Origin of the sequence: Pseudomonas sp. B3G-3, from assembly GCF_028640915.1 — a bacterium.
GTDB lineage: Bacteria > Pseudomonadota > Gammaproteobacteria > Pseudomonadales > Pseudomonadaceae > Aquipseudomonas > Aquipseudomonas chlororaphis_I.
Map to the genome: position 1 here is coordinate 205,358 of NZ_JAQZAB010000118.1, position 23,370 is coordinate 228,727.

General features: G+C 60.3%; 34 protein-coding genes. 21 read left to right on the top strand and 13 right to left on the bottom strand.

Annotation, left to right across the window (positions count from 1 at the left end; all coding sequences use genetic code 11):
• Positions 1-243: 243 nt before the first annotated feature.
• Positions 244-1,449 carry a tyrosine-type recombinase/integrase gene (locus PVZ80_RS23390; protein ID WP_273864612.1) on the top strand — a complete coding sequence of 402 codons (1,206 nt, stop codon included), beginning with the start codon at positions 244-246 and terminating at the stop codon, positions 1,447-1,449.
• 11 nt (positions 1,450-1,460) lie between these two features.
• On the opposite strand, the gene PVZ80_RS23395 is transcribed toward PVZ80_RS23390, so the two are convergent.
• The 10 genes from PVZ80_RS23395 to PVZ80_RS23440 all read right to left on the bottom strand — a co-directional run bounded on the left by PVZ80_RS23395 (position 1,461) and on the right by PVZ80_RS23440 (position 7,298).
• Complete coding sequence (locus tag PVZ80_RS23395; RefSeq protein ID WP_273864656.1) at positions 1,461-1,652, bottom strand: helix-turn-helix transcriptional regulator; 192 nt, start codon at positions 1,650-1,652, stop codon at positions 1,461-1,463.
• A 17-nt stretch (positions 1,653-1,669) separates the two neighbouring features.
• On the bottom strand, positions 1,670-1,915 hold the full coding sequence (locus PVZ80_RS23400) for a hypothetical protein (RefSeq protein WP_273864613.1): 246 nt from the start codon (positions 1,913-1,915) through the stop codon (positions 1,670-1,672).
• Entirely contained in the window at positions 1,908-2,603 is a 696-nt protein-coding gene (locus PVZ80_RS23405; RefSeq protein WP_273864614.1) for an HNH endonuclease signature motif containing protein, read from the bottom strand. Before PVZ80_RS23405 ends, PVZ80_RS23400 begins: the two co-directional genes overlap by 8 nt.
• 4 nt (positions 2,604-2,607) lie before the next feature.
• Positions 2,608-2,865 carry a hypothetical protein gene (locus tag PVZ80_RS23410; RefSeq protein ID WP_273864615.1) on the bottom strand — a complete coding sequence of 86 codons (258 nt, stop codon included), beginning with the start codon at positions 2,863-2,865 and terminating at the stop codon, positions 2,608-2,610.
• Positions 2,866-2,930: 65 nt separating this feature from the next.
• Positions 2,931-3,224: a hypothetical protein gene (locus tag PVZ80_RS23415; RefSeq protein WP_273864616.1), complete on the bottom strand. Its 294-nt coding sequence runs from the start codon at positions 3,222-3,224 to the stop codon at positions 2,931-2,933.
• Positions 3,225-3,239: 15 nt separating this feature from the next.
• On the bottom strand, positions 3,240-6,035 hold the full coding sequence (locus PVZ80_RS23420) for a toprim domain-containing protein (RefSeq protein WP_273864617.1): 2,796 nt from the start codon (positions 6,033-6,035) through the stop codon (positions 3,240-3,242).
• Between the two features lie 3 nt (positions 6,036-6,038).
• Complete coding sequence (locus PVZ80_RS23425) at positions 6,039-6,272, bottom strand: hypothetical protein (RefSeq protein ID WP_273864618.1); 234 nt, start codon at positions 6,270-6,272, stop codon at positions 6,039-6,041.
• 82 nt (positions 6,273-6,354) lie between these two features.
• Positions 6,355-6,585: a hypothetical protein gene (locus PVZ80_RS23430; RefSeq protein WP_273864619.1), complete on the bottom strand. Its 231-nt coding sequence runs from the start codon at positions 6,583-6,585 to the stop codon at positions 6,355-6,357.
• A complete protein-coding gene (locus tag PVZ80_RS23435; RefSeq protein WP_273864620.1) occupies positions 6,582-7,067 on the bottom strand; it encodes a YmfL family putative regulatory protein in 486 nt (161 codons plus the stop codon). The genes PVZ80_RS23430 and PVZ80_RS23435 overlap by 4 nt, the downstream gene beginning before the upstream one ends.
• 36 nt (positions 7,068-7,103) lie before the next feature.
• On the bottom strand, positions 7,104-7,298 hold the full coding sequence (locus tag PVZ80_RS23440) for a DNA-binding protein (protein WP_273864621.1): 195 nt from the start codon (positions 7,296-7,298) through the stop codon (positions 7,104-7,106).
• Here PVZ80_RS23440 and PVZ80_RS23445 point away from each other — a divergent pair.
• Together PVZ80_RS23445 and PVZ80_RS23450 are read left to right on the top strand one after the other, a co-directional pair.
• The gene (locus PVZ80_RS23445) at positions 7,215-7,739 is read left to right on the top strand and encodes a helix-turn-helix domain-containing protein (RefSeq protein ID WP_337960732.1); all 525 of its coding nucleotides are present in this window, start codon (positions 7,215-7,217) and stop codon (positions 7,737-7,739) included. The genes PVZ80_RS23440 and PVZ80_RS23445 overlap by 84 nt on opposite strands.
• Before the next feature lie 88 nt (positions 7,740-7,827).
• Positions 7,828-8,010 carry a hypothetical protein gene (locus PVZ80_RS23450; protein WP_273864623.1) on the top strand — a complete coding sequence of 61 codons (183 nt, stop codon included), beginning with the start codon at positions 7,828-7,830 and terminating at the stop codon, positions 8,008-8,010.
• Positions 8,011-8,050: 40 nt separating this feature from the next.
• On the opposite strand, the gene PVZ80_RS23455 is transcribed toward PVZ80_RS23450, so the two are convergent.
• From PVZ80_RS23455 to PVZ80_RS23465, 3 genes are all read right to left on the bottom strand, one after another.
• On the bottom strand, positions 8,051-8,314 hold the full coding sequence (locus PVZ80_RS23455) for an ogr/Delta-like zinc finger family protein (RefSeq protein ID WP_210472589.1): 264 nt from the start codon (positions 8,312-8,314) through the stop codon (positions 8,051-8,053).
• Positions 8,315-8,387: 73 nt separating this feature from the next.
• A complete protein-coding gene (locus tag PVZ80_RS23460; protein ID WP_273864657.1) occupies positions 8,388-9,230 on the bottom strand; it encodes a phage portal protein in 843 nt (280 codons plus the stop codon).
• A complete protein-coding gene (locus PVZ80_RS23465; protein ID WP_273864658.1) occupies positions 9,169-11,220 on the bottom strand; it encodes a terminase large subunit domain-containing protein in 2,052 nt (683 codons plus the stop codon). The genes PVZ80_RS23460 and PVZ80_RS23465 overlap by 62 nt, the downstream gene beginning before the upstream one ends.
• Before the next feature lie 163 nt (positions 11,221-11,383).
• On the opposite strand from PVZ80_RS23465, the gene PVZ80_RS23470 reads away from it, so the two are divergent.
• From PVZ80_RS23470 to PVZ80_RS23555, 18 genes are all read left to right on the top strand, one after another.
• A complete protein-coding gene (locus PVZ80_RS23470; protein WP_273864624.1) occupies positions 11,384-12,304 on the top strand; it encodes a GPO family capsid scaffolding protein in 921 nt (306 codons plus the stop codon).
• Between the two features lies 1 nt (position 12,305).
• Positions 12,306-13,328 (top strand): phage major capsid protein, P2 family, encoded by a 1,023-nt coding sequence (locus PVZ80_RS23475; RefSeq protein ID WP_273864625.1) that lies wholly within the window; start codon positions 12,306-12,308, stop codon positions 13,326-13,328.
• Positions 13,325-14,044, top strand: a complete 720-nt coding sequence (gene gpM, locus PVZ80_RS23480; protein WP_273864626.1) for a phage terminase small subunit — start codon at positions 13,325-13,327, stop codon at positions 14,042-14,044. The genes PVZ80_RS23475 and gpM overlap by 4 nt, the downstream gene beginning before the upstream one ends.
• A 99-nt stretch (positions 14,045-14,143) precedes the next feature.
• Entirely contained in the window at positions 14,144-14,605 is a 462-nt protein-coding gene (locus PVZ80_RS23485; protein WP_273864659.1) for a head completion/stabilization protein, read from the top strand.
• Entirely contained in the window at positions 14,602-15,054 is a 453-nt protein-coding gene (locus PVZ80_RS23490) for a phage tail protein (protein ID WP_273864627.1), read from the top strand. The genes PVZ80_RS23485 and PVZ80_RS23490 overlap by 4 nt, the downstream gene beginning before the upstream one ends.
• Entirely contained in the window at positions 15,041-15,721 is a 681-nt protein-coding gene (locus tag PVZ80_RS23495; protein WP_273864628.1) for a phage virion morphogenesis protein, read from the top strand. The genes PVZ80_RS23490 and PVZ80_RS23495 overlap by 14 nt, the downstream gene beginning before the upstream one ends.
• A gap of 10 nt (positions 15,722-15,731) precedes the next feature.
• A complete protein-coding gene (locus PVZ80_RS23500) occupies positions 15,732-16,847 on the top strand; it encodes a DUF2586 domain-containing protein (protein ID WP_273864629.1) in 1,116 nt (371 codons plus the stop codon).
• A 6-nt stretch (positions 16,848-16,853) separates the two neighbouring features.
• Complete coding sequence (locus PVZ80_RS23505) at positions 16,854-17,306, top strand: phage protein (protein WP_273864630.1); 453 nt, start codon at positions 16,854-16,856, stop codon at positions 17,304-17,306.
• Positions 17,306-17,518 (top strand): TraR/DksA family transcriptional regulator, encoded by a 213-nt coding sequence (locus tag PVZ80_RS23510; RefSeq protein WP_273864631.1) that lies wholly within the window; start codon positions 17,306-17,308, stop codon positions 17,516-17,518. Before PVZ80_RS23505 ends, PVZ80_RS23510 begins: the two co-directional genes overlap by 1 nt.
• A complete protein-coding gene (locus PVZ80_RS23515; protein ID WP_273864632.1) occupies positions 17,515-17,868 on the top strand; it encodes a hypothetical protein in 354 nt (117 codons plus the stop codon). The genes PVZ80_RS23510 and PVZ80_RS23515 overlap by 4 nt, the downstream gene beginning before the upstream one ends.
• Positions 17,865-18,392, top strand: a complete 528-nt coding sequence (locus tag PVZ80_RS23520; protein ID WP_273864633.1) for a lysozyme — start codon at positions 17,865-17,867, stop codon at positions 18,390-18,392. Before PVZ80_RS23515 ends, PVZ80_RS23520 begins: the two co-directional genes overlap by 4 nt.
• A complete protein-coding gene (locus PVZ80_RS23525) occupies positions 18,389-18,877 on the top strand; it encodes a lysis system i-spanin subunit Rz (protein WP_273864634.1) in 489 nt (162 codons plus the stop codon). The genes PVZ80_RS23520 and PVZ80_RS23525 overlap by 4 nt, the downstream gene beginning before the upstream one ends.
• Before the next feature lie 38 nt (positions 18,878-18,915).
• Positions 18,916-19,203 (top strand): putative phage tail assembly chaperone, encoded by a 288-nt coding sequence (locus PVZ80_RS23530; protein ID WP_273864635.1) that lies wholly within the window; start codon positions 18,916-18,918, stop codon positions 19,201-19,203.
• A 23-nt stretch (positions 19,204-19,226) separates the two neighbouring features.
• Positions 19,227-19,367, top strand: a complete 141-nt coding sequence (locus PVZ80_RS23535; RefSeq protein WP_273864636.1) for a DUF6890 family protein — start codon at positions 19,227-19,229, stop codon at positions 19,365-19,367.
• 5 nt (positions 19,368-19,372) lie between these two features.
• Positions 19,373-21,358, top strand: a complete 1,986-nt coding sequence (locus PVZ80_RS23540) for a phage tail tape measure protein (protein WP_273864637.1) — start codon at positions 19,373-19,375, stop codon at positions 21,356-21,358.
• Entirely contained in the window at positions 21,355-21,672 is a 318-nt protein-coding gene (locus PVZ80_RS23545) for a DUF2590 family protein (RefSeq protein ID WP_273864638.1), read from the top strand. The genes PVZ80_RS23540 and PVZ80_RS23545 overlap by 4 nt, the downstream gene beginning before the upstream one ends.
• Positions 21,669-22,844, top strand: a complete 1,176-nt coding sequence (locus PVZ80_RS23550; RefSeq protein ID WP_273864639.1) for a baseplate J/gp47 family protein — start codon at positions 21,669-21,671, stop codon at positions 22,842-22,844. The genes PVZ80_RS23545 and PVZ80_RS23550 overlap by 4 nt, the downstream gene beginning before the upstream one ends.
• Positions 22,841-23,365: a phage tail protein gene (locus PVZ80_RS23555; protein ID WP_273864640.1), complete on the top strand. Its 525-nt coding sequence runs from the start codon at positions 22,841-22,843 to the stop codon at positions 23,363-23,365. Before PVZ80_RS23550 ends, PVZ80_RS23555 begins: the two co-directional genes overlap by 4 nt.
• The last annotated feature ends 5 nt before the right edge of the window (positions 23,366-23,370 follow it).

Below are 23,370 nucleotides of genomic sequence, written 5' to 3' on the forward strand. Positions count from 1 at the left end.
TCCAGGCTCGTCCGCCTTGGGTCGAGACGTCCCGGAATGGGGAAGTGGAGCGGGTGAAGGGAATCGAACCCTCGTTATCAGCTTGGGAATCTTGGGTGGGTAGAGTTTCATATTGTAGCAATGTGTATGCTTGGATGCCTTTAGGCCAGTAGAATCAAGGGGTTGGGATTCCTTCGTTGTTTCAGGCTGTCTCATCGTTTACCCCCTTCGTTCAGGCGAACTGTCACCAGGAACTGTCACCAAATGCTCACGGAAAAGCAGATACGAGCCCTCAAGCCCCGCGAAAAGGACTACGTCATATCGGACGGCCGCAGTGCCAGGGGGGAGGGAGTGCTGGTTATCAAGGTCCGGCCGAATGGAACAAAGGAGTTCTATTTCCAGCGGCATGTCGCAGGTAAGAAGAAGTTGACCAAGTTGGGCACGTGGCCGACGTTGAGTCTTACGGCCGCCAGGGACTGCAGTAGGGGAGAGAAGGAGGTAAGGGCTTCGGAGGGAGCGTTCCAGGACGTCCTGGACGCCTATGTCACCAAGTTGAAAGGTGAAGGTGCCGCATCGGCTTCTGATGTGGAGTGGTCATTTAGGCACTATGTATCTGAGCCCTTCCCTGATCTGGTCAAGCGACCGGCGTCGTTACTTGGCCCCGGTGATATCCGGGACATTCTCGTCCGGATGATCGAAGCCGGCATTACGACCTATTGCAATCGACTGCGCTCACAGCTTCATGCGGCGTTCCAAATGGCGCTTGAACAGGAGTTCAACCCTCGAAGCTATCAGAAGAAGGTATTGCGTTTCGGTCTGCAGTCCAACCCTGTGGCCAGCGTGCCGGTGCAGTCCGACTGGGAACAGCCAGGCGATCGAGCGCTTTCGACTGAGGAACTGGCCACGCTGTGGCAGATGCTGCCGGAGTTCTTGTCCCTAACAACCTCTGAACTGCTCAAGTTCCTGATCGCGGCCGGTGGTCAACGCCCGGAGCAGTTGTTGGCGACCGAACGTCGCAACTACCTGAAAGACCATTTGATTATGCGGAGTAACAAAGGCGTTGAGGGCGAGCGCTCGTTGCATGTGGTGCCTTACAACAAGCTGATGCGGCAGAGCCTTAAGGTCATGGACGAAATCAGCGAGAGCAGTGTCTTCCCATTCGAGGGCAAGGTAGTGGGGGCCTCACTGCATACCAACTCGTTATCCCGTGCAGTCACCAAGCTCTATGGTCGGCATGCTGATAAGTTCAATGGTCCCTTTACGCTTCGGGACTTGCGTCGTACCTGTAAAACGCTGATGGGAGTTGCAGGCCTCAGTAAAGAGTTGAAAGACCGCATCCAGGGGCATGCATTCGGTGATGTATCGTCGAAACACTATGATCGCTACGACTACTTCAAGGAAAAACAGCGCGGGCTGCAGCGCTGGGCCACATGGTTACAGGTGAATGTAGTAACCGCGAAGCTGGAATAGATGAAGCCGCGTTATGCGGCTTCAGTTGCTTCAGGTGCTTGCCATTTTGCCGGGTCTGTCTGCCAGGCGGCGATCGCAGATTCCCGCCACCCAACCCGGCCAGGGGAAATAGCTATTGGCTTGGGAAATCGCCCCAGTTTGATTACTCGCCATAGTGTGGAGTGGGACAAAGAGGTCACAGCGATGACATCCTTTTCCCGCATAAAACGATCCAACTTGCTCACGATCGGCTCCCAGCATGTGGAAGTGACGGTAGCGCTTTCTCCGACTCGATGAAACCGGTGCTTTTGCCGTCACCATCCATAACTTTCAGATACATAACCTCGACCTTTGCCGAGTCAACCAGCACTTTCCCTACCTCTGCAACTGCTTTGGCTCGTTCGATATCCATTGGCTTATCGGGATCCTGGAGCGCCTCCAGGGTTGCAAACAGATGGTTCCTGAGATCTGTCATCTTGTTATTCATGCGCGGCCTCGATCGCTCGTTTCAACCTGCTCAACTGGCGGATGGTGGTTTTCAGTTCTTCCGGGTATCGGTGGATAGTGTTCCGCCTCATCAGTTCGCCCCGGGTTATCAGTTCGAGATTGTCCACGTTGCAGTTGGTGTGGTCCCTGTTTCTGAACACAAGTAAATGGCCGGCCGGAATTGGGCCGTGAACGGCTTGCCAGTTACGTCTATGCGTCCATTCCCAGGTGTTCGGCTCTGCAACTTTGATTTTCAGATAGCCGTCTGTGGCCATGACTTCCGTACCGACGGGAACATGGTTGTGCGGTACGTGGCCACCGGAGAATTGTGTTTCTGCGGATCTGCCGCCGGCGCTGAAAGGCTTGCCCTTGTTCCAGGTGCCGTGACCCTTTTTAAAGCGTGTGGCCTCGCCCGGGTTTCCGTCGTGGCGCAAGCGGCCGGAATGCTCGCTGGCCAGGAACGCTTCGCTACGCTTCAAACCTAGCTCCTTAGCTTTTCCGTAGATCGCGGCTTTCGGGCGTCCGATCTGCACCATCAGCTCAGGCATGGGCGTGTTTGGATACAAGGATCTCAGGAGGGTTTCCTCGGCTGTTGTCCAGAAACGCCGGTTAGTGGTTGCCTTTTGCGTTGAGGCGTCTACAGCGCGCGTTCTGGCACGTTGCAATGCTTGTTCAGCAGTTGGGGACATGGGCTCAATCCTTCTTCCAAACCTGGTGATGAACTGTTGCTGGTGGTGCGGCTAGCAGCTGCGCAACGACAGCCAAATCGCTGGCACTCAGTTCGCCAAGTTGCTGTGCCATGGTCGTCAGGCTCTCCAGACGAGTACGTGCATCAGGTGTTTTGTGAACCAGGTAGCCGATCATCGCCGCCCCGATGATTGCGGTTGCCACCAGGTGCCGGGTCGGTGTGTTAGCCTTCACTTCGCTGCTGCTTTGGTGCTGTGCTTGCATTGTGTTGCCCTCAGTGGTGGTGGATGTCGGGGAGGGCCAACTCCTCGACATCACTTCTTTTCCTGTCAGTCCTGGCGGGCCAGGTGGATAACCAGGTCGGCGAAATCAGGATCGCCCTCAGTGCACGATTGCCACTCCAACACGCTAAAAATCTGCTGAGTACTACACCCATCTACCAGGATCTCTCGCTGGCCAGCTGCAGCTCGAACCTCCAGGATCTGCCGCAACCCTTCTTCGGCATAAGCACCCGCCTGAATGATCGGGTGGCTTTCGCCCATCCACTCCAGACGGCTCTGGACTTCCTGCAGCTTGCTTGTTTTGCCGTCGCCGGCATTGCCTAGAAAAACTTGAATTTGCATCGGTGTAGCCTCCTTTTACGCTTTGAAAGTCCAGCACTTGACCGTTGTTGGGCGGCCTGGCGCCATTGGTGTTCTGTTGTTCATCGCCACGCGGACGGCGCTGTGTACGGCTTTGTTCGCATCCAGAAACTTGTGCGATCGGGATTCTTTGAGCAGGTCGCGGAGGGTGGCCACGTCGGCCAGTTTCTGTTTGTGTTCCGCAGCTCGTTCGCTGAATTCGTTGAGGTTGATTGCGATAACGCTTGGATCGCTGCTGTGGTCGACCAGCGGGTCTTCGCTGAGTGATTCGAGGTAGTCGTAGACCTCCCAAAATTCAGCGACAGCCGGATGGTCGGAGCTGATCGACGCCTGGCGCTCGATCGCCATACGGACGATCTGGCGTTGGGTAGCTGTTACCTGGTAATCACTCAAGTTCAGGACCAAGCGCAGCGCATCGAGCAGGGCGAGCAATTGAGCGTGGTTCTTGCTGATACGCTCGACGCGGATGTAGCCGCGCAAGTCATAGCCGCAGGTGCTGCAGTTGCCCTGTTCATTGGGGTACTCGGCACTGCATGCAAAGCAATGGGTATGCAGGCGGCGTAGCTTGGCCTCGTGCTCCGGCATGCGCTGGGCGAAAAGCTCAAGGACGGCAGACTCTTTGCCGACGGCTCGAATCAGGAAGTGGCTGAGGATGCCGCCATCCAGGGCGTTCAGCTTGTCTGCTGCTGCACGGCTTTCTGGGGTGACTGTCGGCCGGATGAAGTGCAGTTTCACGATTCGAGTCATGATCGCTTCATGGGCGACTACAGCAGCGTTTTGGCTGATGGCGATCGTTCCGCGAAACGGTGGTTCGTAGGTTTCATTTCCCGCAGTCTTGACCCCTTTGGTGGCCAAGGTGCCGCCGCCGTAGAAGTCTTTCAGCTCGTCCCATTCAAAGGTCTTGGCGTGAGATCGATCATCGCTGTGGCGGTCGGCCTCAAGAAACACGACCGGCATCCCGGACACTTGGCCCATCAACCGTGAACGGCCTGCTTTCGTAGACTTCATCGGATCGAAGCCTTCGTAACCCTCTCGACCGAGCAGCTTCCATAGCAGATTGAGCAGGGTCGTTTTGCCGGCGCCGGCCTCGCCGGTGGCCTCCAAGAATGGGAACGATTGGTAGCGTGCCCGGATCTGCTCGCAGAACAGTGAGCCGAAGAAGAACACCAGGGCGACCAGGCCCTGGGCACCGAAGCATGTCCATAGCAACTGCAGCCACTGTTCGTTGAACTCTTTCCCATCACGTTGAAGCTTGACTGGCACGCCTTTCTGCAGCGTTTTCAGCCGCAGCTTGCCGAACTCGAAATAGTCCTCACTGTTGACCTTAAAGGTCACTCCGTCCTTGATCGCGATATCGCCGAACACGTAGCAGCCGTATTCCTTGCTGTAGCCCACGTAGTCGATCGTTGAAACGGTTTTGATACCGAACAGTTGATCCTTCATCAGCTTGTCCAGCTGCTGCCCGCTACCTGTGTACATGGCACCAGCGGCCATTCCGAGCAGACGTTTCTTGAATTCGCTTGCGGCGGACAGCTGGCCACTGGTGAAGGTGTTCTTCACACTTTCGGAGTCGTGAGGGAAGTCAACACGCACGTAGTACCAGGACTCATCTGTGACCTCGTTACGTTGGAAGTACAAAGCCTGCGGGTAGCAGTTGGCGATCTCGACCACACTGCCGGACTGCTGCAGCGCCTTCTCGCGTTGCTGCGATTGATTGAGCAACTGGTCGTCGTGGCTTTCGCTGTCCTCGATGTCTTGCATGGCCCGGTTGAACTTCTCCATGTCCAACTTGAACCAGTACAGACGGTTACCGAAGCCGAGGTGAAACTCCCCGCGCTTGTTCCAGTCGTACATCAGCAATGCCTTCTCGGCGGCGCTCTCGGCCAACAGCAGGGCCCCTTGGTGGCGTGCTTGCTTGAGGTCGGCCGCGATCTGGTCAGCTCGTTCGCTGTCGTCCTCGATGAACCCCCAGCGCTGATGCAGGTCGTTCCAGTCGGTCTTGCGGCCGTCGCGAAGTGGGATCTGTGCAGCCTCACAGACGAACCCAAGTGCCCGAGCCTGCTTTGCCCAGCGTTTGGTGTAGGTGTGGGCTCCTGGTTCGTTGTCGAGCGCCCAAACCAGCTTGGGCAGCTTCCCGCCGCGGTTACGAGCAAGCGCCTGCAGTGATTCCTCGGGGAACGCATTCGAGGACATGGCCGAGACTGCCGCTATGTCGTTGTGCACCAGGGCGATGGCGTCGAAAATTCCTTCAACAATCCAGATTTCCTTCGCTTCCAGGAGATCCACGCACGGCGGGCACCACCAAACTCCGCGATAGCTGTCCTTCGACTTGAACCGCGCTTTCATTTTCCCAAAGCGGTACGGTCGGTCGATCAGGCGCTCCCACCAGCCACCCTTCTCCAGGGCGAAGCGGACAGTTGCACTACCAGCGTTATGGTCGGGGGAGTAGAAGCTTTCCTGGGTGAACCAGCCTTGGATAAGCTCGATGCGAAAGCCCCGGGCGAACTCCAGATAGGCGCGGGCGGTCGCATTGGGGTCTTGATCGGTCGCTGGCGCACGCTTGCTCCAGTTTTCAAACAGGTCTTCGTACAGCTCTTTCACATGCAGGGTGTGAGCGCATTTTTCAGGTCTGCCGCAGATCACCAACCAAGGAGCATCAAAACGGGTGTACAGCGTTTTCTGACGGCATTTCGGGCAGGTGCCGCCGCGCATGTAGTTAGTTTTTGTCCGGTGCTTGAGCCCGTAATCGGTTTGCAGGCGTTTGATCACGTCACTGCGCAATTTTTCTTTCATTGGTTATTTCACTGCTTTGAGGCTGAGGGATAGGGCGCCCATGAGGCGTTTCTGTGCTGCCATTACGGGGCAGCTGGCCAAAATCGAACCGTGCCGCATCCCATCCGGAATCAGCCGGTACTGATCGTCGTACCAGAGTTCATTGAGGCTGATTCGGTACTGCTCGCGCAGGTTGGCCAAGAGCGCTTGAGCCTGACCAGGGGTCAGTTCAGCTTCGATCTTCATGGCGTTTTCCATCGTCAAACCTCGATTTGGGCGCAGCTCGCCCAAACCCACGGATAGAGCGGGGGAGGGCGGGTTGATTGGGGTTACAGCGAAATTACGCGGGGCGGGTGGTGATACAGCACAGGCCCATGTCGCTCATGGCCAAATGCACAGCTTTTTCGGCGGATGGGCCGGAGATCTCATAGTCGTTCTGCAGGTGGGTAACTGTCCGGCTGAACAGTTTGTCGTCACCTGTCAGATGCTCGGCCTGGTGGCGCTCCAGGTAGTGCAGAGCAGAGCGTTTCAGCACGTCCTGGAAGGCGATTACAGAGTTCTCGGTATTCATGCGACCACCTGTGCGGTCTTCCGCTTGCTGTACAGCGCGATTGCGGACAGAACCTCTGCATGGCGGGACGCCAGATGACGGTTGTGCTTAAGAAGGATTTCGTCTGCCTCGGCCTGGTCGATCGAACCGTCATCGAGGGCGCGAGCAATCGCCTGATCCACGGCGCCGCGGTGCGTGGAAACGCGCACCGACATGGCGTACAGCTCGACGTTGTCTAACTGTTCGGCCGGCGCCATGCGGGCGAACATACCGCCGTAGAGACGGGCGACATACTCGGGAAAGTAGGTGGTTCCGGCTTGCTGCTCCAACTGGTGCAGTTGCACGTCCGAAAGCGGACGGCGTTCGCTATTCTCATAGGCGTGGTTATCAAGCTGCTTGAGCGTCAGCCCAAGGACTGCAGCAGCAGCGATACGCCCCCCGGGAAAGCCGTTGATTACTGCTCTGGTCATGTCGCGACGCGTATTGAGGATTTTGGTTTTCATGTTCTCGTGGTCCTTCCTAGTCCTATGGCCTTACTTTTAGATCTCGCCGTCCTTGATGCCCAACAGCACTGCAGCGCGGTGTGCCTCCCCCCGGCGGCCTTTTCGACGACCGTTGAGAAGGTCACTGACCAAATTTTTGTTCAAATCATGAATCCGACTGAATTCCGCAATGCTCATCCCTTTTCGATCAAGCGCTGCGCGGGCTTGCTCCGGCGTAACTGGCGCGGGCATAGTGTGTTTCCTCCTGTTTGTGCGCGTTGTTTTGAGTTCATTGGAGGTGATTATGCACACGAAATTAATCATGTAAAGGGTGAATGCTTGAAAAATTGTGCGCCAGAATCAGCGTCTGACGGAACGGTCGGGGATCGGCTGCGCGAGGAAAGGGTCCGGTTGAACCTCAAACAAGAGGATCTGGCCCAAGCGGGCGGAGTGAACCGGAATACGCAGGGAAGCTATGAACGTGGGGCCAGAAACCCTGATTCTGCCTATCTCGTCGCCATCTCGGGCTTGGGGGTGGACGTGATGTTCGTCCTTACGGGGGCGCGATCCGTTGCTGGAAGCCTGAGTGCCGAAGAGGCCCAAATTATCGTGCATTACCGGCATATCCCTGAGCAGGATCAGCGAGCGCTGCGGCGCTTCCTGAAAGCCATGTTCGATGACGCAGGCAAGTAGTTTGCGGTCCATTCGTCGGTTCCCCGTGTAAAGCAGTTCTCCCGCCCCGATAACGCCGATTCCACATTGCATATCAAGGAGTTAGCGCATGTTGGATTTGGCAGTAGCTGGGCAGGAAAGCGTCGACCAAGTTGATTTTCAATGGTTCGGTTTGAGTGAGTATGAGCGCCGGTTGATTCGGCGCTTTCGTCAGATGACGGATCATGATCGTCACCAGGTGCGACGGTTGATTGAACAGTTGGCCAAGCACCCGGATGACTTAGATTCCTGAGTCAACCAAACAAATCGCCGACCTATGTCGGCGATTCTCATCAGGCTACGGCCTGCCCCTTCATCATCTCGAATAGTGCTTTCTGCTGGTCTGCCGGCAAGCTCCTGAAGCGATCGACCAGGAGTGTGTCCAGATGCTGCGCCGAGGGGCGCAATGTATGTGAAAACGCCAGAGTGGATACCCAGGTGTGGCCGCACTTTGCTGAGTCCAGGCACTGGCAATACAGCTTCACGTAGGTTCGAGTCACTTCCTCTCGCGAGCTGATGCGCCCTTTGTGGCCGCAGGTAGTGCAATAAATCCGCATGTGTCCCTCCCCAGGGTTTTTACGAGCCATCATTATGGCGTCATGTTCGCTGGTGTTCACCGCAAATAGCCTGTTAATTGGCGGTCGTTCCTGTTTCTTTCGGTTCCTTCCAGTTGATTTTCCTGTCTGACCGTAAGGTTGCGTTGACTTGATCGAACAGCTGACAGATCGGCCGGATTTCGTTGCTGGTGTACACCCGATCGATCTTCTCGATGTCGCCGAAACCGCCGGTGTTTTCCGGAATGATGCCGGCCAACGCAGGGTTCATTCGCCAGGCGGCGATGACATCGTTGCGGGTGATGTTCTTCACCTTCTCCAACTCGTCCTTCGCCTGGAAGTCCCCCACGGGGATGATCTGGATTGCGTTCTCCTTGCCGTTGGGGATGTTGACGAACATCGAGCGGAAGTTACCCACGCCCTTGCTTGCGCTGATCTGTGCGCGCAGGTTTTCTTCGTCTTCCTCGGTCAGGTCCGGGTCGTTGGTGTAGAAGATGTAACCGGCGTGCGCGCCGTTGCTGTAGTAGCGCCGGCGAAACAGGGTCGCGGCTTCGTTGAGCAGCAGGGCCTGCATACCGCCTAGGTAGTCGGGCACACCGTAGATGTTCTGCTCCACGTCGTAGTCCAGGACGTGCTCGATTTCGTCCTGGTCGAAGTCCTGGTACTTGTTGTCGGGCAGCAGCATCCTGAAACCGCCGTCCACCTTTACCCGCATGTTGATCGCCGACAGGTGCTGCAGCTCCAGGACCTGGCCAAAGGCATTGGGGACACGGTAGAAGTAGGCTTCGCCAAACACCATGTAATCCAGACCGGCCCGGCCCATCGTCTGCGTGCTGCAGCCGGCCGAGGGTATGAATTCACGCAACAGCAGGTTGCGCTTGAACTTCGGAATAGCGCCGTGGTGCGCGTTGGCGCGCAGCAGCTTGGCCAGGCCCGGCCGCGACACCGGCGGCTTGTAGATCTCGCCGTCGTCGCTGGGAAACACTCCGAGATATTCGCCGATGTTGCCGCTCAGCACCTGCTCTGGTTCCCCGAAGGTGAATGCCCGCATGGGCTGTTGCTGTCGCGCCTGCTGGGTTACCTGGTGCTTTCTGTGTCGTCGCTTGGACATTGCTTCCGCTCGTGACGTAGCGGCTACGGCGCCGCTTGTTGGTGTTTAGGGGTTCGTGTGCCAGGGCGTGCATCACCGCCCAGGCGATATCTGCGTGGCCCGTGGCGTCGGTGCGCGATGCGCTGTAGGTGACCTGGCCGCTGCCGGTCGTGCCGCGCTTGATCGTGAGGAAAGCCTGGGCGATATCGGTCCAGCCGGCATCCCACTCGATGCGGCTGCCTTGGATGGTGTCCTGGGCCTTGAGCACCAGCGTGTTCTTGGTTTCCAGGCTGTAATGGATCGAGGTCGCACGCGGGTAGAAGTCGCGCACCAGGTCGAAAACCCCGTAGCCGATGCCCGTGGTGTCGATGCCGATGTGCTGCACGTTGAAACGCTCTGTGAGCTTCTTGACCTGCTCGGCCTGGTACTTGAACGACTGCCCGCGCCAACTGTGCTTTTCCAAGATCCGGAACTTCGCTCCGGGTTCGAGCGGCGGCGCGATGACCACACAGGTGGCGTCGTCGCGGGTGCGGCTCGGGTCGTACCCCAGCCATACCGGGCTGTTGCCGAAAGGTCGATCCAGCTCGGGCTTGTAGTCCTCCCACAGCGTCAAGTCGGAATAGCAGCGCTCCAGGTCTTTCAACCCGAACGCGCTCTGTGAGCTGTCGATGAACTTGCAGTAGAACAGCTGCTGGAATTTGTCCTCGTCGTACTCCAGCTGCAGCTGTTCCAGGTCGAACAGATCGCAGCCGCCGGCGATCGCGTCGTCCAGGGTGATGGTCTTGCGCCATTGGCCATCCGGGCACAGCGTACCCTGCGTGTAGGCCGCTTCGCTCGGCCAGGTGCCGCCAGCTTTCTTGCCGCGCTTGCTGTTGCGGAACTCTTCTCCGGACCAGAACGGGTACGCCTGGTGCGACACCGCGCTGGGCGTCGAGAAATAGGTTTTGCGCCATTTCTTGTGTGTGCCCATGGCGCTGGCCACGGTGCTCAGTTTGTCGAAGTCGCGGATCCAGAAATATTCATCGACGTAGACGTGGCCATGGTAGCCCTGGGCGGTGCTGCTGTTGGTGCTGAGAAAGCGCAGCTCCGCGCCGTTGCTCAGCACGATGGGGTTGCCGGTCAGCTCGATGCCGAACCACTGCTGGGCGAACTGGATGATGTAGCTACGGAAGATCTCCGACTGCGATCGACTGGCCGACAGGAACACCTGGTTGTCACCGCTCAACACGGCGTCCATGAACGCCTCGCCGGCGAAATAGTAAGTCAGGCCGACCTGGCGGCTTTTCAGGATGTTGCGAACCCGGCGCGTCAGCGGGTTTTGCTTGGCCTCGAACAGCTCCTGCTGGTAGCGGTACATCTTGGAGATGAACTTATCCAGGAAGTCCACTTCGGTCAGGCCGCTGATATCGTTCTTGACCTTCTTCTCGCGCTTCTTGCCGCCACCCTCGCCACGGCCGGAGCGTTCGCCCCGCGAGCCTTGGCGGCGTTCCTGGGGGGCGGCCGAGGATTCGCCGATCGGCGCCGGCGATGGCTTGGCCGCCTGTTTCAGCAACCGTTCACGAACTGTGGTCAGCCGGTCCAGCTCGTTGAGCTCGTCCTTGGTCAGGCTGGTGGCTTTGTCCAGGAGTAGGGTGATACGCCGCCCTACGGCGGTCAGCGGTTCTTCATCCGACAGCATGTCTTCCCAGCCGCCTTGCCGGATCCAGTAGTAGACGATCCGGATGTTCGGCAGGTTGAGCTGCGCCTGAATTTCCTTGGCCTTACAGCGGCGCAGAAACAGGCGTTTGGCGGCTTCTTTAACTTCGGTCGAGTAGTACATGGGCCGCAGTCTATGCGGCGAAAACGCGGGAAACGCGGAGTTAAATTCCGCGATCCACCTATATCTAGAATCTAGGAGGAACGCGCAAGGGAACCGTTTGTTTGAGGCCAAACGGCTCCCTATCGTGGCGGCTCATTCAACCGATTGAGCGCAGTTACCACCTATGCCACGTTCCCTTGTCTCCTATTGGAAGCGCGTAGCCACCAGCGGCCCGACCGTCGATGGCCGCGAGATCCTGCCCCAGGAACTGCGCGACTGTGCCGAAACCTACGACCCCGCGCTGTACACCGCCGTTATCTGGTGTGAGCACGAACGCTGGTTCGGTTCTTTCGGGACTGTGTATGCCCTTCGCCTGATCGAGGGCGCCGAAGATCTGGAGCCAGGCCAAGTCGCCCTGGAAGCGCAGTTGAAGCCGAACGACAAGCTGCTGCGCCTGAACGATGCCGGGGAAAAACTCTTCTCCAGTGTCGAGATCCTTCCGAACTTCCGCGGCCGTGGCAAAGCGTACATGACCGGCATGGCGGTAACCGACGAGCCCGCCAGCACGGGCACCCAGGAACTCTACTTTTCCAACAAAACCAACCGCGCTGCTTACTACGCCGCCTCGGTTGAGCTGGGTTCTTTCCATGACAACGAACCCAAGGGCGAGCTGGGCAAGCTCACCGCTTTGCTCACCGGCTTTTTCAAGCGATTCAGCGTTGAAGCCCCCGCCACCGACACCCCCACCACCCCAACCGAGAGCAAACCCCCAATGGATGAAGCTACCGCAACGGCTTTAAAAGCCCTGCTGGCCCAGCTGCTGGTCGTGGCTGCCGGCATTCAGGCCGTGATCGAGCCCGCCGCCGAAGATGCACCTGAACCCGACCAGGCCCCGATCGATGACGTGAGCGCCGCAGTGGACGAGATCGTCACCACGGCCGAAGAAGAGCGCGAATATCGCCGCAAGGGCGGTTCTAACGCTGCTGTGCTGGCTGCGCTGGCTGGCCTGCAAAAGGAGTTCTCTGTGCTGAAGAACACCTCCACCGGCCGCCAGTTGCCGCGCAATGCCGGTCCTGTAACCACCACGAAAGCGCGGGTGCTCTGACATGGCCCGTTCTCTCAGCGCCTACGGCGCGAAGATGTATGCAGAAATGCAGCTCGCGATCGCCGAAACCTACGGCGTCCAGCTGTCCACCAAGATGTTCAACGTTGAGCCGTCGATCGCTCAGGAACTGAACGACGCCATCACCGCAAAATCGGACTTCCTTTCCCGTATCAACGTCATTCCGGTGACTGAGATCAAGGGCGAGAAGGTGTTCATTGGGGTTTCTGGTCCGGTCACCGGCCGCACCAACACCAAGACCACCGACCGCGAAGCCAAGGACGCTTCGGCGCTGGACCACACGACCTACGAACTGTCCTCGACCGAGTCCGACGTGGGTCTGCCATACGCGAAAATCGACGCCTGGGCCAAATTCCCAGACTTCCACCAGCGTTATTCCGCCGCAGTGCAAAAGCAGATCGCACTCGACCGGATCATGGTCGGTTTCCACGGTACGCACACCGCCGAGCAGACCGATATCGGCAAGTATCCGATGCTTCAGGACGTGAACAAGGGCTGGCTGCAGCAGTTGCGCGAACAGGCGCCGCAACAGGTGCTCAAGGAAGGCGTGAAGGACTCCGGCAAGGTCAAATTGGGCGCCGGCGGCGACTACGCCAACCTCGATGCCCTGGTGCACGACACCAAGCAGATGGTGGATGAACGTCTGCGTGACGGCGGCGACCTGGTGGCGATCATTGGTAGCGACCTGCTCGCGGCCGACAAGGCCAAGCTGTACGCCAAGCAGGGCGATACACCGACTGAGAAAGAACGCATTGAAGAAGCCCAGGTTATCGAAACCTATGGCGGCCTGCCGAGCTTCAGCGTGCCGTTCTTCCCGGTCAATGCAGTGCTGGTCACCAGTTGGGACAACCTCTCGATCTACTTCCAGGACTCCAGCTGGCGCAAGAAGACGGTAGACAACGAAAAGCGCAACCGCGTCGAGGACTACAACAGCCGGAACGAGGGCTATGTGATCGAGCAGCTGGAAAAAATCGCGCTGACCGAGAACGTGGAGCTGCTGAAATGAGCCTGGCCCTGGCGCACAAGCGCCGCATCCTGGCCCTGGGTAGCGCTGCATTAGCCGCTGCTGCAGCTGCACCGGTGATGTACTCGCCGGCAGAATCCCTAAGCAGCCCCGCGAATGCCCGTAAGTATTTGCTGCTGCAGGAGGCCGCCCTGGACCAGGACCTGGATCGCCTGAGCGCGCTCAATAACCTGGCCAGCAAACAGGCACTCAAGCGCGACGAGCTGCTGCCCAAGTACCAGGACTTTATCCAGCGCTACATGGAGTCGGGGCTGAACATGCCGAACCGCGTGCTGGTGCAGGTAATAGTCTGGCTGTTCGACACCGAGCGATTCGAGGACGGCCTGGAGCTGGCCGACTTCGCCATTGCCCAGGGCCAGGAGATGCCGGAGCGTTTCAAGCGGCGCGATATCCAGACCTTTGTCGCTGACGCGGTGATCGAGTGGGCCAACGCCGAGCAGGATGTTCAGCGCAGTCCCGAGCCCTATGTTTCCAACCTGCTGCCCCGAGTGGATGGCGAATGGCAGTTGCCCGAGCAGATCCCGGCCAAGTACCACAAGTTGCTGGGCATCCGGGCCATGGACCAGCAGAAGTGGGAGGCAGCTATTACCCACTTTGAACGGGCCACCGAGCTTTATTCCGCCATTGGCGTGAAAACAAAGCTGGACGCCTGCCGCAAAGAACTGACCAAACAACGGGCCACACCGGCCACCGAATAACCTGACTACCCCCCCCAGCGGGAACCCGTGAAACGAGTCAGCCATTTTATGGCCCGCCCCGTTGAAACGGTGTTTCCCGCCCTATTCGAGCGGCCAGCAATGAGCTTTTCCGGGAAACCCACCACCCTTGTGGATAAGACAATCGAGAACGACGGCTTCTGGCCGAACCTCTCCGTGTCCGAGTTCCAGAAGGGCTACCGCCTACCGGCGGAGTTCCTGGGCGAACTGCTGACCGACGCCCTGACCATCGCTATGTTCGAGGTCAATACGGACCTGGCCAAGCTGAAAGCGCGCTGGCAGGCCGTGGGCATTGCCAACGTCGCAACCGCCGACCCGATGCTGCTGCCCGAGCGTGCGCTGCAGGCCGGGCTGTACAAGCGTGCGGCGTACTGCCGCGCCAAGGCCAGCGCCCTGCAGCAGTTCGCCACCGTCACCCGCCGCGAAAGCGCAGAGAACACCGGTAAGGAAGCCCCTGAACGCGAATCCACTTTCTTGGCTTTCAGTCAGCAGGCCGTCCGCGCCCTGCAGGGCCGTAGCCGTATCACGGCTGCGTTGCTATGACCAAGCTGCAGGCATTGACCGCTTACCTGCTGGAACACCGCCTGGTCGAGCCCGAACAGCTCGACAGTTGGACGGAGCAGGTAACGCTGGAACTGGTCTGGAAACCCGACCTGGACGGCATGCACCTGGGCGACATGCGCTACCGCGCCGCGCTCGTCCTGGAGCGCTTCGCCGACCACCCGGCGCGGCTGATGGCCCTCATTGGCAGTTGGCTGGAAACCCACGATCCGAAGCGCGATCGGCATGCACTGCCGGCGCCGCTGTTCGCCGTCGAGCCCCAGGACAATGACCTTTTCGACGTGGACATAACCCTGGAGTTCGTCGAGCCGCAGTACCTGGCCGAGGATCCTGCAGGCGAGATCAAGGCCTTCGGAAAGTCCTGGGCTTTCGTCCCGTTTGATCTGTGGATTGCCGAACATGGCGAGGTGGCCACCGATGGCCGCAAGTAGCGCTCTCAACCTCGACGCCCGCGGCCTTCTGAGCGTGCGCGATCAGCTGGACCTGCTGAGCCTGCCGCCGAAGCTGCGCCGCCGGCTGCTGAACAACGTCAGCAAGCGCGCGCGCTCGATGGGCAGAAAGCGCGTGCGTGACCAGGTGAACCTGGACGGCACGCCGTTCGCCCCTCGCAAGGGCAGCAGCAAGGGCAAGAAGAAAATGGAGGCCGGCCTGGCGAAGCTGATGCAGGTCACCAGTCTGACGCCCGACCAGGCCGAACTCGGCTGGCGTAACGCCCTGACCCGCTGGGTCGCGACGCAACAGCACAACGGCGTCAGCGAGCGCCGCACAGCGGCGCAGATGCGCCGCTGGAACAAGACTCCCCCCGGGCTTGCCGCGACCGAAAAGCAGGCCAAACGCCTGCGCCGGCTGGGCTTCCGGGTGCGCCAGGCGGGCAAAAAGACACTGACCCGGCCGTCTGTGGCGTGGATTCAAGAGCATGTGAACTACGCGAAAGCCGGCCTGCTGATCCGCATCCTGGACAACGAGCGCAGCGAATCAACAGGCGCTCAGAGCTGGGAAATTACTTTGCCGAAACGCCAGTTCCTGGGCGTCAGCGACCTGGAAGCCAGCCAGCTGTTGCACCAGGTACTGCAGCAAATCCTTCACTCACCCCGTTAACGAGGCATACATGGCACTCGGTCAAGTCACCGTCGACAATCTCAATCTGGGCCAGGGTGCCGTGAAAGAGATTGAGCGCTATTTCCTTTTCATTGGCCCGGCCAGTAAGAACGTCGGTCAGTTCATCCCGCTGAATACCGACAGCGACCTGGACGTCGCCCTGGGCATTCCGGTCAGCGACCTGAAAACCCAAATCACCGCCGCCCGCCTCAACGGCGGCCAGCGCTGGGCGTGTATCGCCGCGCCGATCGGCAGCGAGGGCGATTGGTCCTCCGCATTGGAACAGGCCCAGCAGCAGGGGTATTCAGTCGAGGCCGTAGTAATCACCAAGCCGGTGACCGCCGCCGCCGAACTGTCGGCCATGCATGACGCCGCCATTGCCCTGAACAACACCTACGGCCGCCGTGTGTTCGTCATGGCGTCCACTGCCGGCATCACCGTTGAACAGACCTGGGCGCAATACGTGACCGCACAAAAGGCCCTGGTGGCCAACCTGTTAGCGCCGCGTGTTCTGGTTGTGCCGCAACTGCATGGCAATGACCTGGGCGTTCTCGCCGGGCGCCTGGCCAATGCGACGGTCAGCATTGCTGACAGCCCGATGCGCGTGGCCACCGGCGCGGTGCTGGGCCTGGGTCCGGTGCCGGTCGATATCGAGAAAGTGCCTCTGCCGTCGGCGGTGCGCAGCGAACTGGACCGGGCCCGATACTCGGTGTCGCAGACCTATCCCGACTATGAGGGCGTGTATTGGGGCGACGGCAACATGCTGGACAGCGATGCCAGCGACTACCAGGTCGTGGAGTACCTGCGCATCACTGACAAGACCGCTCGCCTGATCCGCCCGCTGCTGATCCGTCGCGTAGCCGATCGCCGCTTGAACAACACCCCCAACAGCATCGCGGTCAACACCAACCAGCTGATGGCGCCGATGCGCGCCATGGCCAAGTCCACCACCTTTGCTGGCCAGGTGTTCCCCGGTGATATCGAGCCACCGAAGGACGGCGACCTGGTGCTGAACTGGCTGAGCAAAACCAAGGTCGTGGCCTTCTTCAAGATCCGCCCCCTCAACTGCCCGAAAGACCTGCAGGCGAACATCGCCCTGGACCTTTCCACCGACAAAACGGAGTAACGCCCCATGGCAAAGATTGGCGGCAAAAACTTTGACGTGAGCCTGGGCGACCTCTCGCTGCACGTCGAGAACTGCACCCTGGACATCACCGATAACTCGGCAGTGGCCCAAACCCGGGGCGTGCCCGATGGCTACGTTGACGGGGACGTGGCAGCGTCCGGCGAACTGGAGCTGGATACCACCAACTTTAATGTGCTGATCGACGCGGCGCGCTCGGCGGGCAGCTTCCGCGAGCTGAAACCCTTTGACGCGGTGTTTTTCGCCAAGGCCGGCGAGGACGAGGAGCTGCGCGTGGAGGCCTTCGGCTGCAAGGTGAAGGTGTCCAGCCTGCTGTCGATCGATCCGAAGGGCGGCGAGAAGAGCAAACACAAGGTGCCGTTTGACGTCACCAGTCCGGACTTTATCCATATCAACGGCGTTCCGTACCTCGCCGCGGCCGAGATCGAGGGGCTGCGCTGATGGTCTGCCCGTTCGACCGCGCCCAGGCCCTGGAGCAACGCCAGCGTGACCAGGCGATCGCCGCCCAGCTCGCCCGGGCGCGCTCGACGGGCCCCAGTCTGACCCACTGCGAGGACTGCGGCCGCGAGATCCCCCCAGCGCGCCGCGCCCTGGGCGGAATGACCCGGTGCGTGCCCTGCCAGACCACTTTCGAGAAAGGTATTCGCCGATGAACAGAGGCGTCTTGCCATCGCAAGCACCTGCATCGCCACCGCTTCCACCTGCGTTCGGCGCAGATCCTGCGCGCCTGGGGCACCTGGAGCAGAAAATGGCCGTGTTCGAGCACCGGCTGAGCGAGATCGAGGACCGTCATGAAACGGTGCCGACCCGTGTTACCAAGCTGGAACAGCAGTTCGAACACATGGCTGGTCAGCTCGCCGAGCTGAACAAGGGGCAGCAGGCGTTAACCGTGGCGGTCAACGTGATCGGCTCGAAAGTTGGCCGTTTGCTGACCATCCTGACCCTGGCCGGCGCCGCGCTGCAGATGATCGTCCCGGCGCTGCTGCGAGTGTGGTTTCCATGAGCCTGCGCGGCAGGATTGCCGCCGGTGCCCTTGCGCTGGCCAGCGCGCCGCTGGTGGTGTTCCTGGGCACCTGGGAAGGCCACGGCCAGAACATCGTCTACGCCGACAAACTGGCCCGGGGCCTGCCGACGGTGTGCAAGGGCATCACCAGGTACACCAGCCCCGATCCCGTCGTGATCGGCGACTACTGGTCAGACGCCCGGTGCGCCGAGGTGGAGCAACTGGTGATTCGCAAAACTCAGCTGCAGCTCGCTGACTGCATCACCAACCCGAAGGTGAGCCAGAACACCTTCGACGCGCTGACCAGCCACGGACACAACAATGGCGCGCCACGCACCTGCGCAAGCCGAGCGGTGGCCCTGATCAACGCCGGCCGCATCGTCGAGGGCTGTAAGGCCTTGGCCTGGGCGCCAGATGGGAAAACGCCGGTATGGGCCTTCATCACCGACGCCCAGGGCCGCAAGCGTTTTGTTCAAGGCCTGCACAACCGCCGGCTGGCCGAAATGGAGCTGTGCCTGAAATGACCTTTTCACCGTGGCGCCTGGCGCGGTTCGCATTGGTGGCCGGCCTGCTGTTAAAGGTCGCCTTCGACGTGTTGACCGGCCAGGTCGACGAGGCCCGACGTGAGCGCAACGACGCCCAGCGTGAGCGCGACCAGGCGCAATACGAACGGGACGGCCTGCGCGAGGCGGCACGTATCAGCGCCGAGCGCCTGGCCGCCCGTGACGATATCGACCGCCAACGAACCCAGGAACTGACGCATGAACGCAATCAAAACCTGCTGCAGCAGCGTGCTGTTGACACTGGCAATGAGCGGCTGCTCGTCAAAGCCACCTGCTCACCCCGAACCGCCGCTGCACCCGGAGCCGGCGGCCTGGCTGATGCAAGACCCGCCGAACTCGCTGCAGACGCTCGATCGGATTATTTCACCCTCCGCGATCAACTCGCCCTCAGCCGGCAAATGATCCTGGGTCTGCAGGACCACGTCCGCCGTGTCTGCAGGCGCTGATTCACACCTTTCATTCCACTCAATAGGAGCAACACCCCATGACCGAACGCACCGAAATCACCCTGGAAGTCGGCGAACAAGAATTCACCTTCACCCTGACCCCGGCGGACGTGACCAAGTATTTCAACGCGCTGACCCAGACCAACAAGGTCGCCCCGGGCAACAACCTGCTGATGACCACTGTTGCGCAGGAACAGCGCGCCACCCTGAAACCGCTGCTGGGCAACCCGGTGATGGTCATGCAACTGGCCGGTGCGCTGCTGGAGGAATACGCACCAAGCGTTGAGGTGATCGTAAAAAAGCGCTCGAACACGCCGAGCGCCTGACCGAAAACGGCCTGGGCCAGCTGATGGCCCTGACGAACCGCTGGCTACCTGGTGCCGAGCCCACGCTTGAAGCGATGGGCACGGCCCGATGGCTGGAGGACGAATACTGGAGACGCATGGAGTTTGCCGTGGCTAACGGCATCGCCCTTGCGCTGAACGGGTAACGACATTGGCAGACCGTAGCGCCAGCCTGGCTTTCATCCTGAGCCTGACCGACAAGGTCACCGCGCCTCTGGCGAAGGTGAAAATGGGCTTTTCCGACCTGGCCGAGCAGAGCGAAAAGCACATTAAGACCATGGGCTTTGGCCTGGGCGGTCTGACGGCGGCCGTGGTCGGGATTCAGCAATCCATGGGGCCGGGGCTGGAGGTCAATCGCGCCCTGGGCGACGTCCGATCGCTGGGCGTGGCCGAGGACGCGCTGACCGCGCTCAACAGCAAGTCGCTAGAGTTTGCGGTGAACTACGGCGAGAACGCCCAGGAGTTTGTGGCCTCTGCGTATCTGATCGAAGGCGCTATCAAGGGGCTGGCCGGCAACCAGCTGGCCATCTTCACCAACACCAGCAACCTGCTGGCCAAGGCCACCAAGACCGACGGCGAAACCATGGGCGAATACGTCGGCACGCTCTACAACCTGCAGAAGCAACAGGCCGATGCCATGGGGAAAGGCGCATGGGTCGAGCGGTTGGGCGGCCAGACCGCGTTGGCGGTCCAGCTGTTCCGCACCAGTGGCGCCGCAATGAAAGACGCCTTCAAGGAGGCCGGGGCGATCGCTACGACTGCAGGCGTGGACCTGGCCGAGCAGATGGCGGTGATTGGCACCCTGAGCAGCACCATGGAAGGCGGCGACGCCGGCGGCCGCTACAAGGCGTTTTTCGAGAACATCGGCGCAGCCTCGGAAAAGCTGGGCATGAAGTTCACCGATCAGCAGGGAAAGCTCCTGCCGATGATGACGATCCTGGACAAGCTGCAGGGCAAGTTCGGCGACCTAACCAGCGCCTCGGCCGGGACCAAGCTGCTGGAGGCCTTCGGCGGCGAAGGTGCCCAGGTGATCGGCGCGCTGGCCAAGGACACCGACCGGCTGCGCAACGGCATCGAGCAGCTGGGCAAGGTGCGCGGCCTGGAGAACGCCGAGCAGATGGCCCGGGCCATGGTCGACCCGTGGCAGCAATGGGCGTCCCTGGTCGAGGTCATGCGCACGGTGTTTGGTCAGGTACTGATCCCGGTGCTGTCGCCGTTCATGAACAAGATGGTGGACATAGGCAAAACCCTGGTGCGCTGGTCGCAGCTGTTCCCCAACATCACCCGCGTGATCGGCATCACCGCGCTGGCCATCATGACGATCATTGGCGCCATGTCGCTGCTTACGCTGACCGTGGGTATCGCGAAGATGACCTGGTTAGGAATGCTGACCATCTGGAAAGTCGTCCAGTTGCTCAGCCTGCGCACCGTCGCTGTGTTCGTCCTGCAGAAGCTGGCGATCCTGGCCTACGTCACTGTGATCTATACGCTGAGCGCCGGCCTGGCCCTCATTCGCGGCGCGATGTTGCTGTGGCAGGGCGCTATCTGGCTGGTCAATGCGGCATTGCTGGCCAACCCGGTAGTGTGGATCGTGATCGCCATCGCCGCCCTGGTCGCGGCCGTGATTGCGGCAGTCGTCTATTGGGACGAATGGACCACCGCGCTGGTCAACAGCACGGCGTTCCAGTGGGTCAGTGACCAGTTCCAGGTCCTGTCGGACTGGTTCGCCTCGATGGGCGGCTGGTCCGGCATGGCCAAGGCCGCCTGGGACAGCATCGTCGGCGTCTTCACCAAGGCCATCAATGGCCTGATCGAGATGATCAACAGCATTCCCGGCGTGAACATCGAGGCGCGTCTGGGCGCCATGCCGGAGGTGCCCGGCATCGATGCCGCGACCAGCGCCGCCGACACCGCCAACGCCGCGCAGAAGGCCCAGCAGACCATCAACGCGGCCATCCCTAGCCTTTCCCCGACGCGCCCGTCAGCGGTGCCGCCTGGTGGCCTGTTGACTCGCATTCAGAACAACACCAACAGCCAGAACAAGGGCACGCATGTGGAGAACGTGAACATTCACACCGGCAAGGCCATGACCCCGCTGGAAATGGAAAACATGGTCGCCATGGCGGTGGGCGGATGAGCGAGTACGTGGATCTGTTGATTGTCGACAACGACCTGGCGCTGGACCCATCGCATCAGCCGCGGCCGATCGAGGACCGCGCCTGCATCGCCCAGGACATTGCGCACATGATCCGCGACAGCGGGCTGTTGGTCACCCTCGTGGCCGAGCGCGACCGCCTGCGGCAACGCGACTGCATCCAGCAGCTGGAGCTGCTGGTGGAGGACGACGAACGCCTGGTGCCAGGTACGGCGCGCATCACGCAACAGGAGCCAGGCAAGTATCTGGTTACCGCCAAAACCCTGAAATTCGGCTCAATTGAGGTAAGTCTGTGAGCGAGGTTGATTTTAAAAAGGTGATCGCTGACGCCGGCATTCCGACCACCGAGGCCGGGTTAAAAGCTTCGTGGGAAAAGGAGGTTGAGGCCCAGGGCGCCAAGGTCGCCAACACCAGTAGCTACTCGCCATTCTGGCGGGTGATGACCGCGCTGGTGACCAAGCCGGTGCTGTGGCTGCTGGATTTTCTATGCCTGACCGTGCTGCCGAACTTCTTTGTGAAAACGGCGGTGGACAAGTGGCTGGACATGTTGGCCTGGGCGGTCAACGTCGAGCGCAAGGGCGCCACCAAAGCCTTGGGCAAACTGTTGTTTACCCGGGCCACGCCGGACGGTGTCCTGGAGCTGGAAAAGGGCACTGTGGTGCAGTCGGCCACGATCAACGGCAACGTTTACCAACTGGTCACCACGGCGCCGGCGACGTTCCAACAGGGCCAGCTGCAGCTGGCAGTCCCGGTAGAGGCGATCGAGGCCGGCAGCGGTTTCAACCTGGCACCGGGTTATTACGCCATCCTGCCGGTGCCCGTACCGGGCATTGTCCAGGTGGTGAATCAGGACGGATGGCTGGAGTCCCCTGGAGCAGATCCGGAGCCGAACGAGCAGCTACGCCTGCGCGTTCGCAACCAGTTCTCGGCGGTGAATCAGTGGCACACCGACGCGGTATATCGCGCCATGATCTCGGAATTCCCTGGCGTGCGGCCGGATGGCGTGTACTTCGAGCACAACGCGCCCCGCGGCCCAGGCAGCGCAAATGCCTATGTGCTGTTCGATGCCGGCGTGCCGGCGGACAGTTACCTGGAACAGATCAACGCCCATATCCGCGACCAGGGCAACCATGGCCACGGCGACGATCTGCTGGCCTTGGTCATGCCTGAAACCCTAGTCAATATCCTGGTGACCGTCTGGCCGTTCGCCAACCAGACACCGGCCCAGGTCGCCGACCTCCAGCATGAGATCGAACTGTTCGTGCGTGCCGCGTTCCGCGAAAGCACGCCCCGGGACTACCAGCCGACGCTGACCTATCCGCAATCGCGGTTCAGTACCAGCCGCCTGACCGAGGAACTGCACCAGCAGTTCGCCGGCATCGAGGCGGTGAAGTTCTCGCCCATGGACGACATTGTCAGCGGCCTGTCGATCCCCCGTCTTGAAAATCTGACGGTGATGATGAAGTGATAAAGCTGAAATTGCCGTTCTGGCTCGCTGGCACCGAGCTGTCGAAACTGACCGCTGCCGCACAGTCCTGGTGGGAAACCGTCACCGGCTGGCTGCGCTGGCCGTATTCGCAGATCGACCCCGACACCTGCCACATGGCCATCCTGGAGCTGTGGGCCTGGCAGCGGGACGTAACGCGCTTCAACGGCGAGCCCGAGGCCTTGTTCCGGCTGCGTGTGAAATACGCCTTCGTCAACTCGGTGGACGCTGGCAGCACCGCCGGCATGAAACGCATTTTCGAGCGCCTGGGCGTGGGCTACGTCGAGATCGAGGAGCGCCAGCCCGACCGGGATTGGGACGTGGTGTTGCTCAAGTTCAGCAATACACAGCTGTCGCTCAACCCCGAGCTGTTGCGCGTACTGATCCAGCAATACGGCCGGACGTGCCGCCGCTATGACTTCGTGACCATCACCCCCGTAGGCCTGCAAATGGCCCTGATTGACTTCAACGACGACCAGCAAACGCTGGTCGCCAGCCTGTAGGAGCG

Coding starts and splice junctions, on each gene's coding strand:
- PVZ80_RS23390 (WP_273864612.1), top strand. CDS start 244: ATGCTCACGGAAAAGCAGATACGAGCCCTCAAGCCCCGCGAAAAGGAC.
- PVZ80_RS23395 (WP_273864656.1), bottom strand. CDS start 1,652: ATGCGGGAAAAGGATGTCATCGCTGTGACCTCTTTGTCCCACTCCACA.
- PVZ80_RS23400 (WP_273864613.1), bottom strand. CDS start 1,915: ATGAATAACAAGATGACAGATCTCAGGAACCATCTGTTTGCAACCCTG.
- PVZ80_RS23405 (WP_273864614.1), bottom strand. CDS start 2,603: ATGTCCCCAACTGCTGAACAAGCATTGCAACGTGCCAGAACGCGCGCT.
- PVZ80_RS23410 (WP_273864615.1), bottom strand. CDS start 2,865: ATGCAAGCACAGCACCAAAGCAGCAGCGAAGTGAAGGCTAACACACCG.
- PVZ80_RS23415 (WP_273864616.1), bottom strand. CDS start 3,224: ATGCAAATTCAAGTTTTTCTAGGCAATGCCGGCGACGGCAAAACAAGC.
- PVZ80_RS23420 (WP_273864617.1), bottom strand. CDS start 6,035: ATGAAAGAAAAATTGCGCAGTGACGTGATCAAACGCCTGCAAACCGAT.
- PVZ80_RS23425 (WP_273864618.1), bottom strand. CDS start 6,272: ATGGAAAACGCCATGAAGATCGAAGCTGAACTGACCCCTGGTCAGGCT.
- PVZ80_RS23430 (WP_273864619.1), bottom strand. CDS start 6,585: ATGAATACCGAGAACTCTGTAATCGCCTTCCAGGACGTGCTGAAACGC.
- PVZ80_RS23435 (WP_273864620.1), bottom strand. CDS start 7,067: ATGAAAACCAAAATCCTCAATACGCGTCGCGACATGACCAGAGCAGTA.
- PVZ80_RS23445 (WP_337960732.1), top strand. CDS start 7,215: ATGAATCCGACTGAATTCCGCAATGCTCATCCCTTTTCGATCAAGCGC.
- PVZ80_RS23440 (WP_273864621.1), bottom strand. CDS start 7,298: ATGCCCGCGCCAGTTACGCCGGAGCAAGCCCGCGCAGCGCTTGATCGA.
- PVZ80_RS23450 (WP_273864623.1), top strand. CDS start 7,828: ATGTTGGATTTGGCAGTAGCTGGGCAGGAAAGCGTCGACCAAGTTGAT.
- PVZ80_RS23455 (WP_210472589.1), bottom strand. CDS start 8,314: ATGCGGATTTATTGCACTACCTGCGGCCACAAAGGGCGCATCAGCTCG.
- PVZ80_RS23465 (WP_273864658.1), bottom strand. CDS start 11,220: ATGTACTACTCGACCGAAGTTAAAGAAGCCGCCAAACGCCTGTTTCTG.
- PVZ80_RS23470 (WP_273864624.1), top strand. CDS start 11,384: ATGCCACGTTCCCTTGTCTCCTATTGGAAGCGCGTAGCCACCAGCGGC.
- PVZ80_RS23475 (WP_273864625.1), top strand. CDS start 12,306: ATGGCCCGTTCTCTCAGCGCCTACGGCGCGAAGATGTATGCAGAAATG.
- gpM (WP_273864626.1), top strand. CDS start 13,325: ATGAGCCTGGCCCTGGCGCACAAGCGCCGCATCCTGGCCCTGGGTAGC.
- PVZ80_RS23485 (WP_273864659.1), top strand. CDS start 14,144: ATGAGCTTTTCCGGGAAACCCACCACCCTTGTGGATAAGACAATCGAG.
- PVZ80_RS23490 (WP_273864627.1), top strand. CDS start 14,602: ATGACCAAGCTGCAGGCATTGACCGCTTACCTGCTGGAACACCGCCTG.
- PVZ80_RS23495 (WP_273864628.1), top strand. CDS start 15,041: ATGGCCGCAAGTAGCGCTCTCAACCTCGACGCCCGCGGCCTTCTGAGC.
- PVZ80_RS23500 (WP_273864629.1), top strand. CDS start 15,732: ATGGCACTCGGTCAAGTCACCGTCGACAATCTCAATCTGGGCCAGGGT.
- PVZ80_RS23505 (WP_273864630.1), top strand. CDS start 16,854: ATGGCAAAGATTGGCGGCAAAAACTTTGACGTGAGCCTGGGCGACCTC.
- PVZ80_RS23510 (WP_273864631.1), top strand. CDS start 17,306: ATGGTCTGCCCGTTCGACCGCGCCCAGGCCCTGGAGCAACGCCAGCGT.
- PVZ80_RS23515 (WP_273864632.1), top strand. CDS start 17,515: ATGAACAGAGGCGTCTTGCCATCGCAAGCACCTGCATCGCCACCGCTT.
- PVZ80_RS23520 (WP_273864633.1), top strand. CDS start 17,865: ATGAGCCTGCGCGGCAGGATTGCCGCCGGTGCCCTTGCGCTGGCCAGC.
- PVZ80_RS23525 (WP_273864634.1), top strand. CDS start 18,389: ATGACCTTTTCACCGTGGCGCCTGGCGCGGTTCGCATTGGTGGCCGGC.
- PVZ80_RS23530 (WP_273864635.1), top strand. CDS start 18,916: ATGACCGAACGCACCGAAATCACCCTGGAAGTCGGCGAACAAGAATTC.
- PVZ80_RS23535 (WP_273864636.1), top strand. CDS start 19,227: ATGGCCCTGACGAACCGCTGGCTACCTGGTGCCGAGCCCACGCTTGAA.
- PVZ80_RS23545 (WP_273864638.1), top strand. CDS start 21,355: ATGAGCGAGTACGTGGATCTGTTGATTGTCGACAACGACCTGGCGCTG.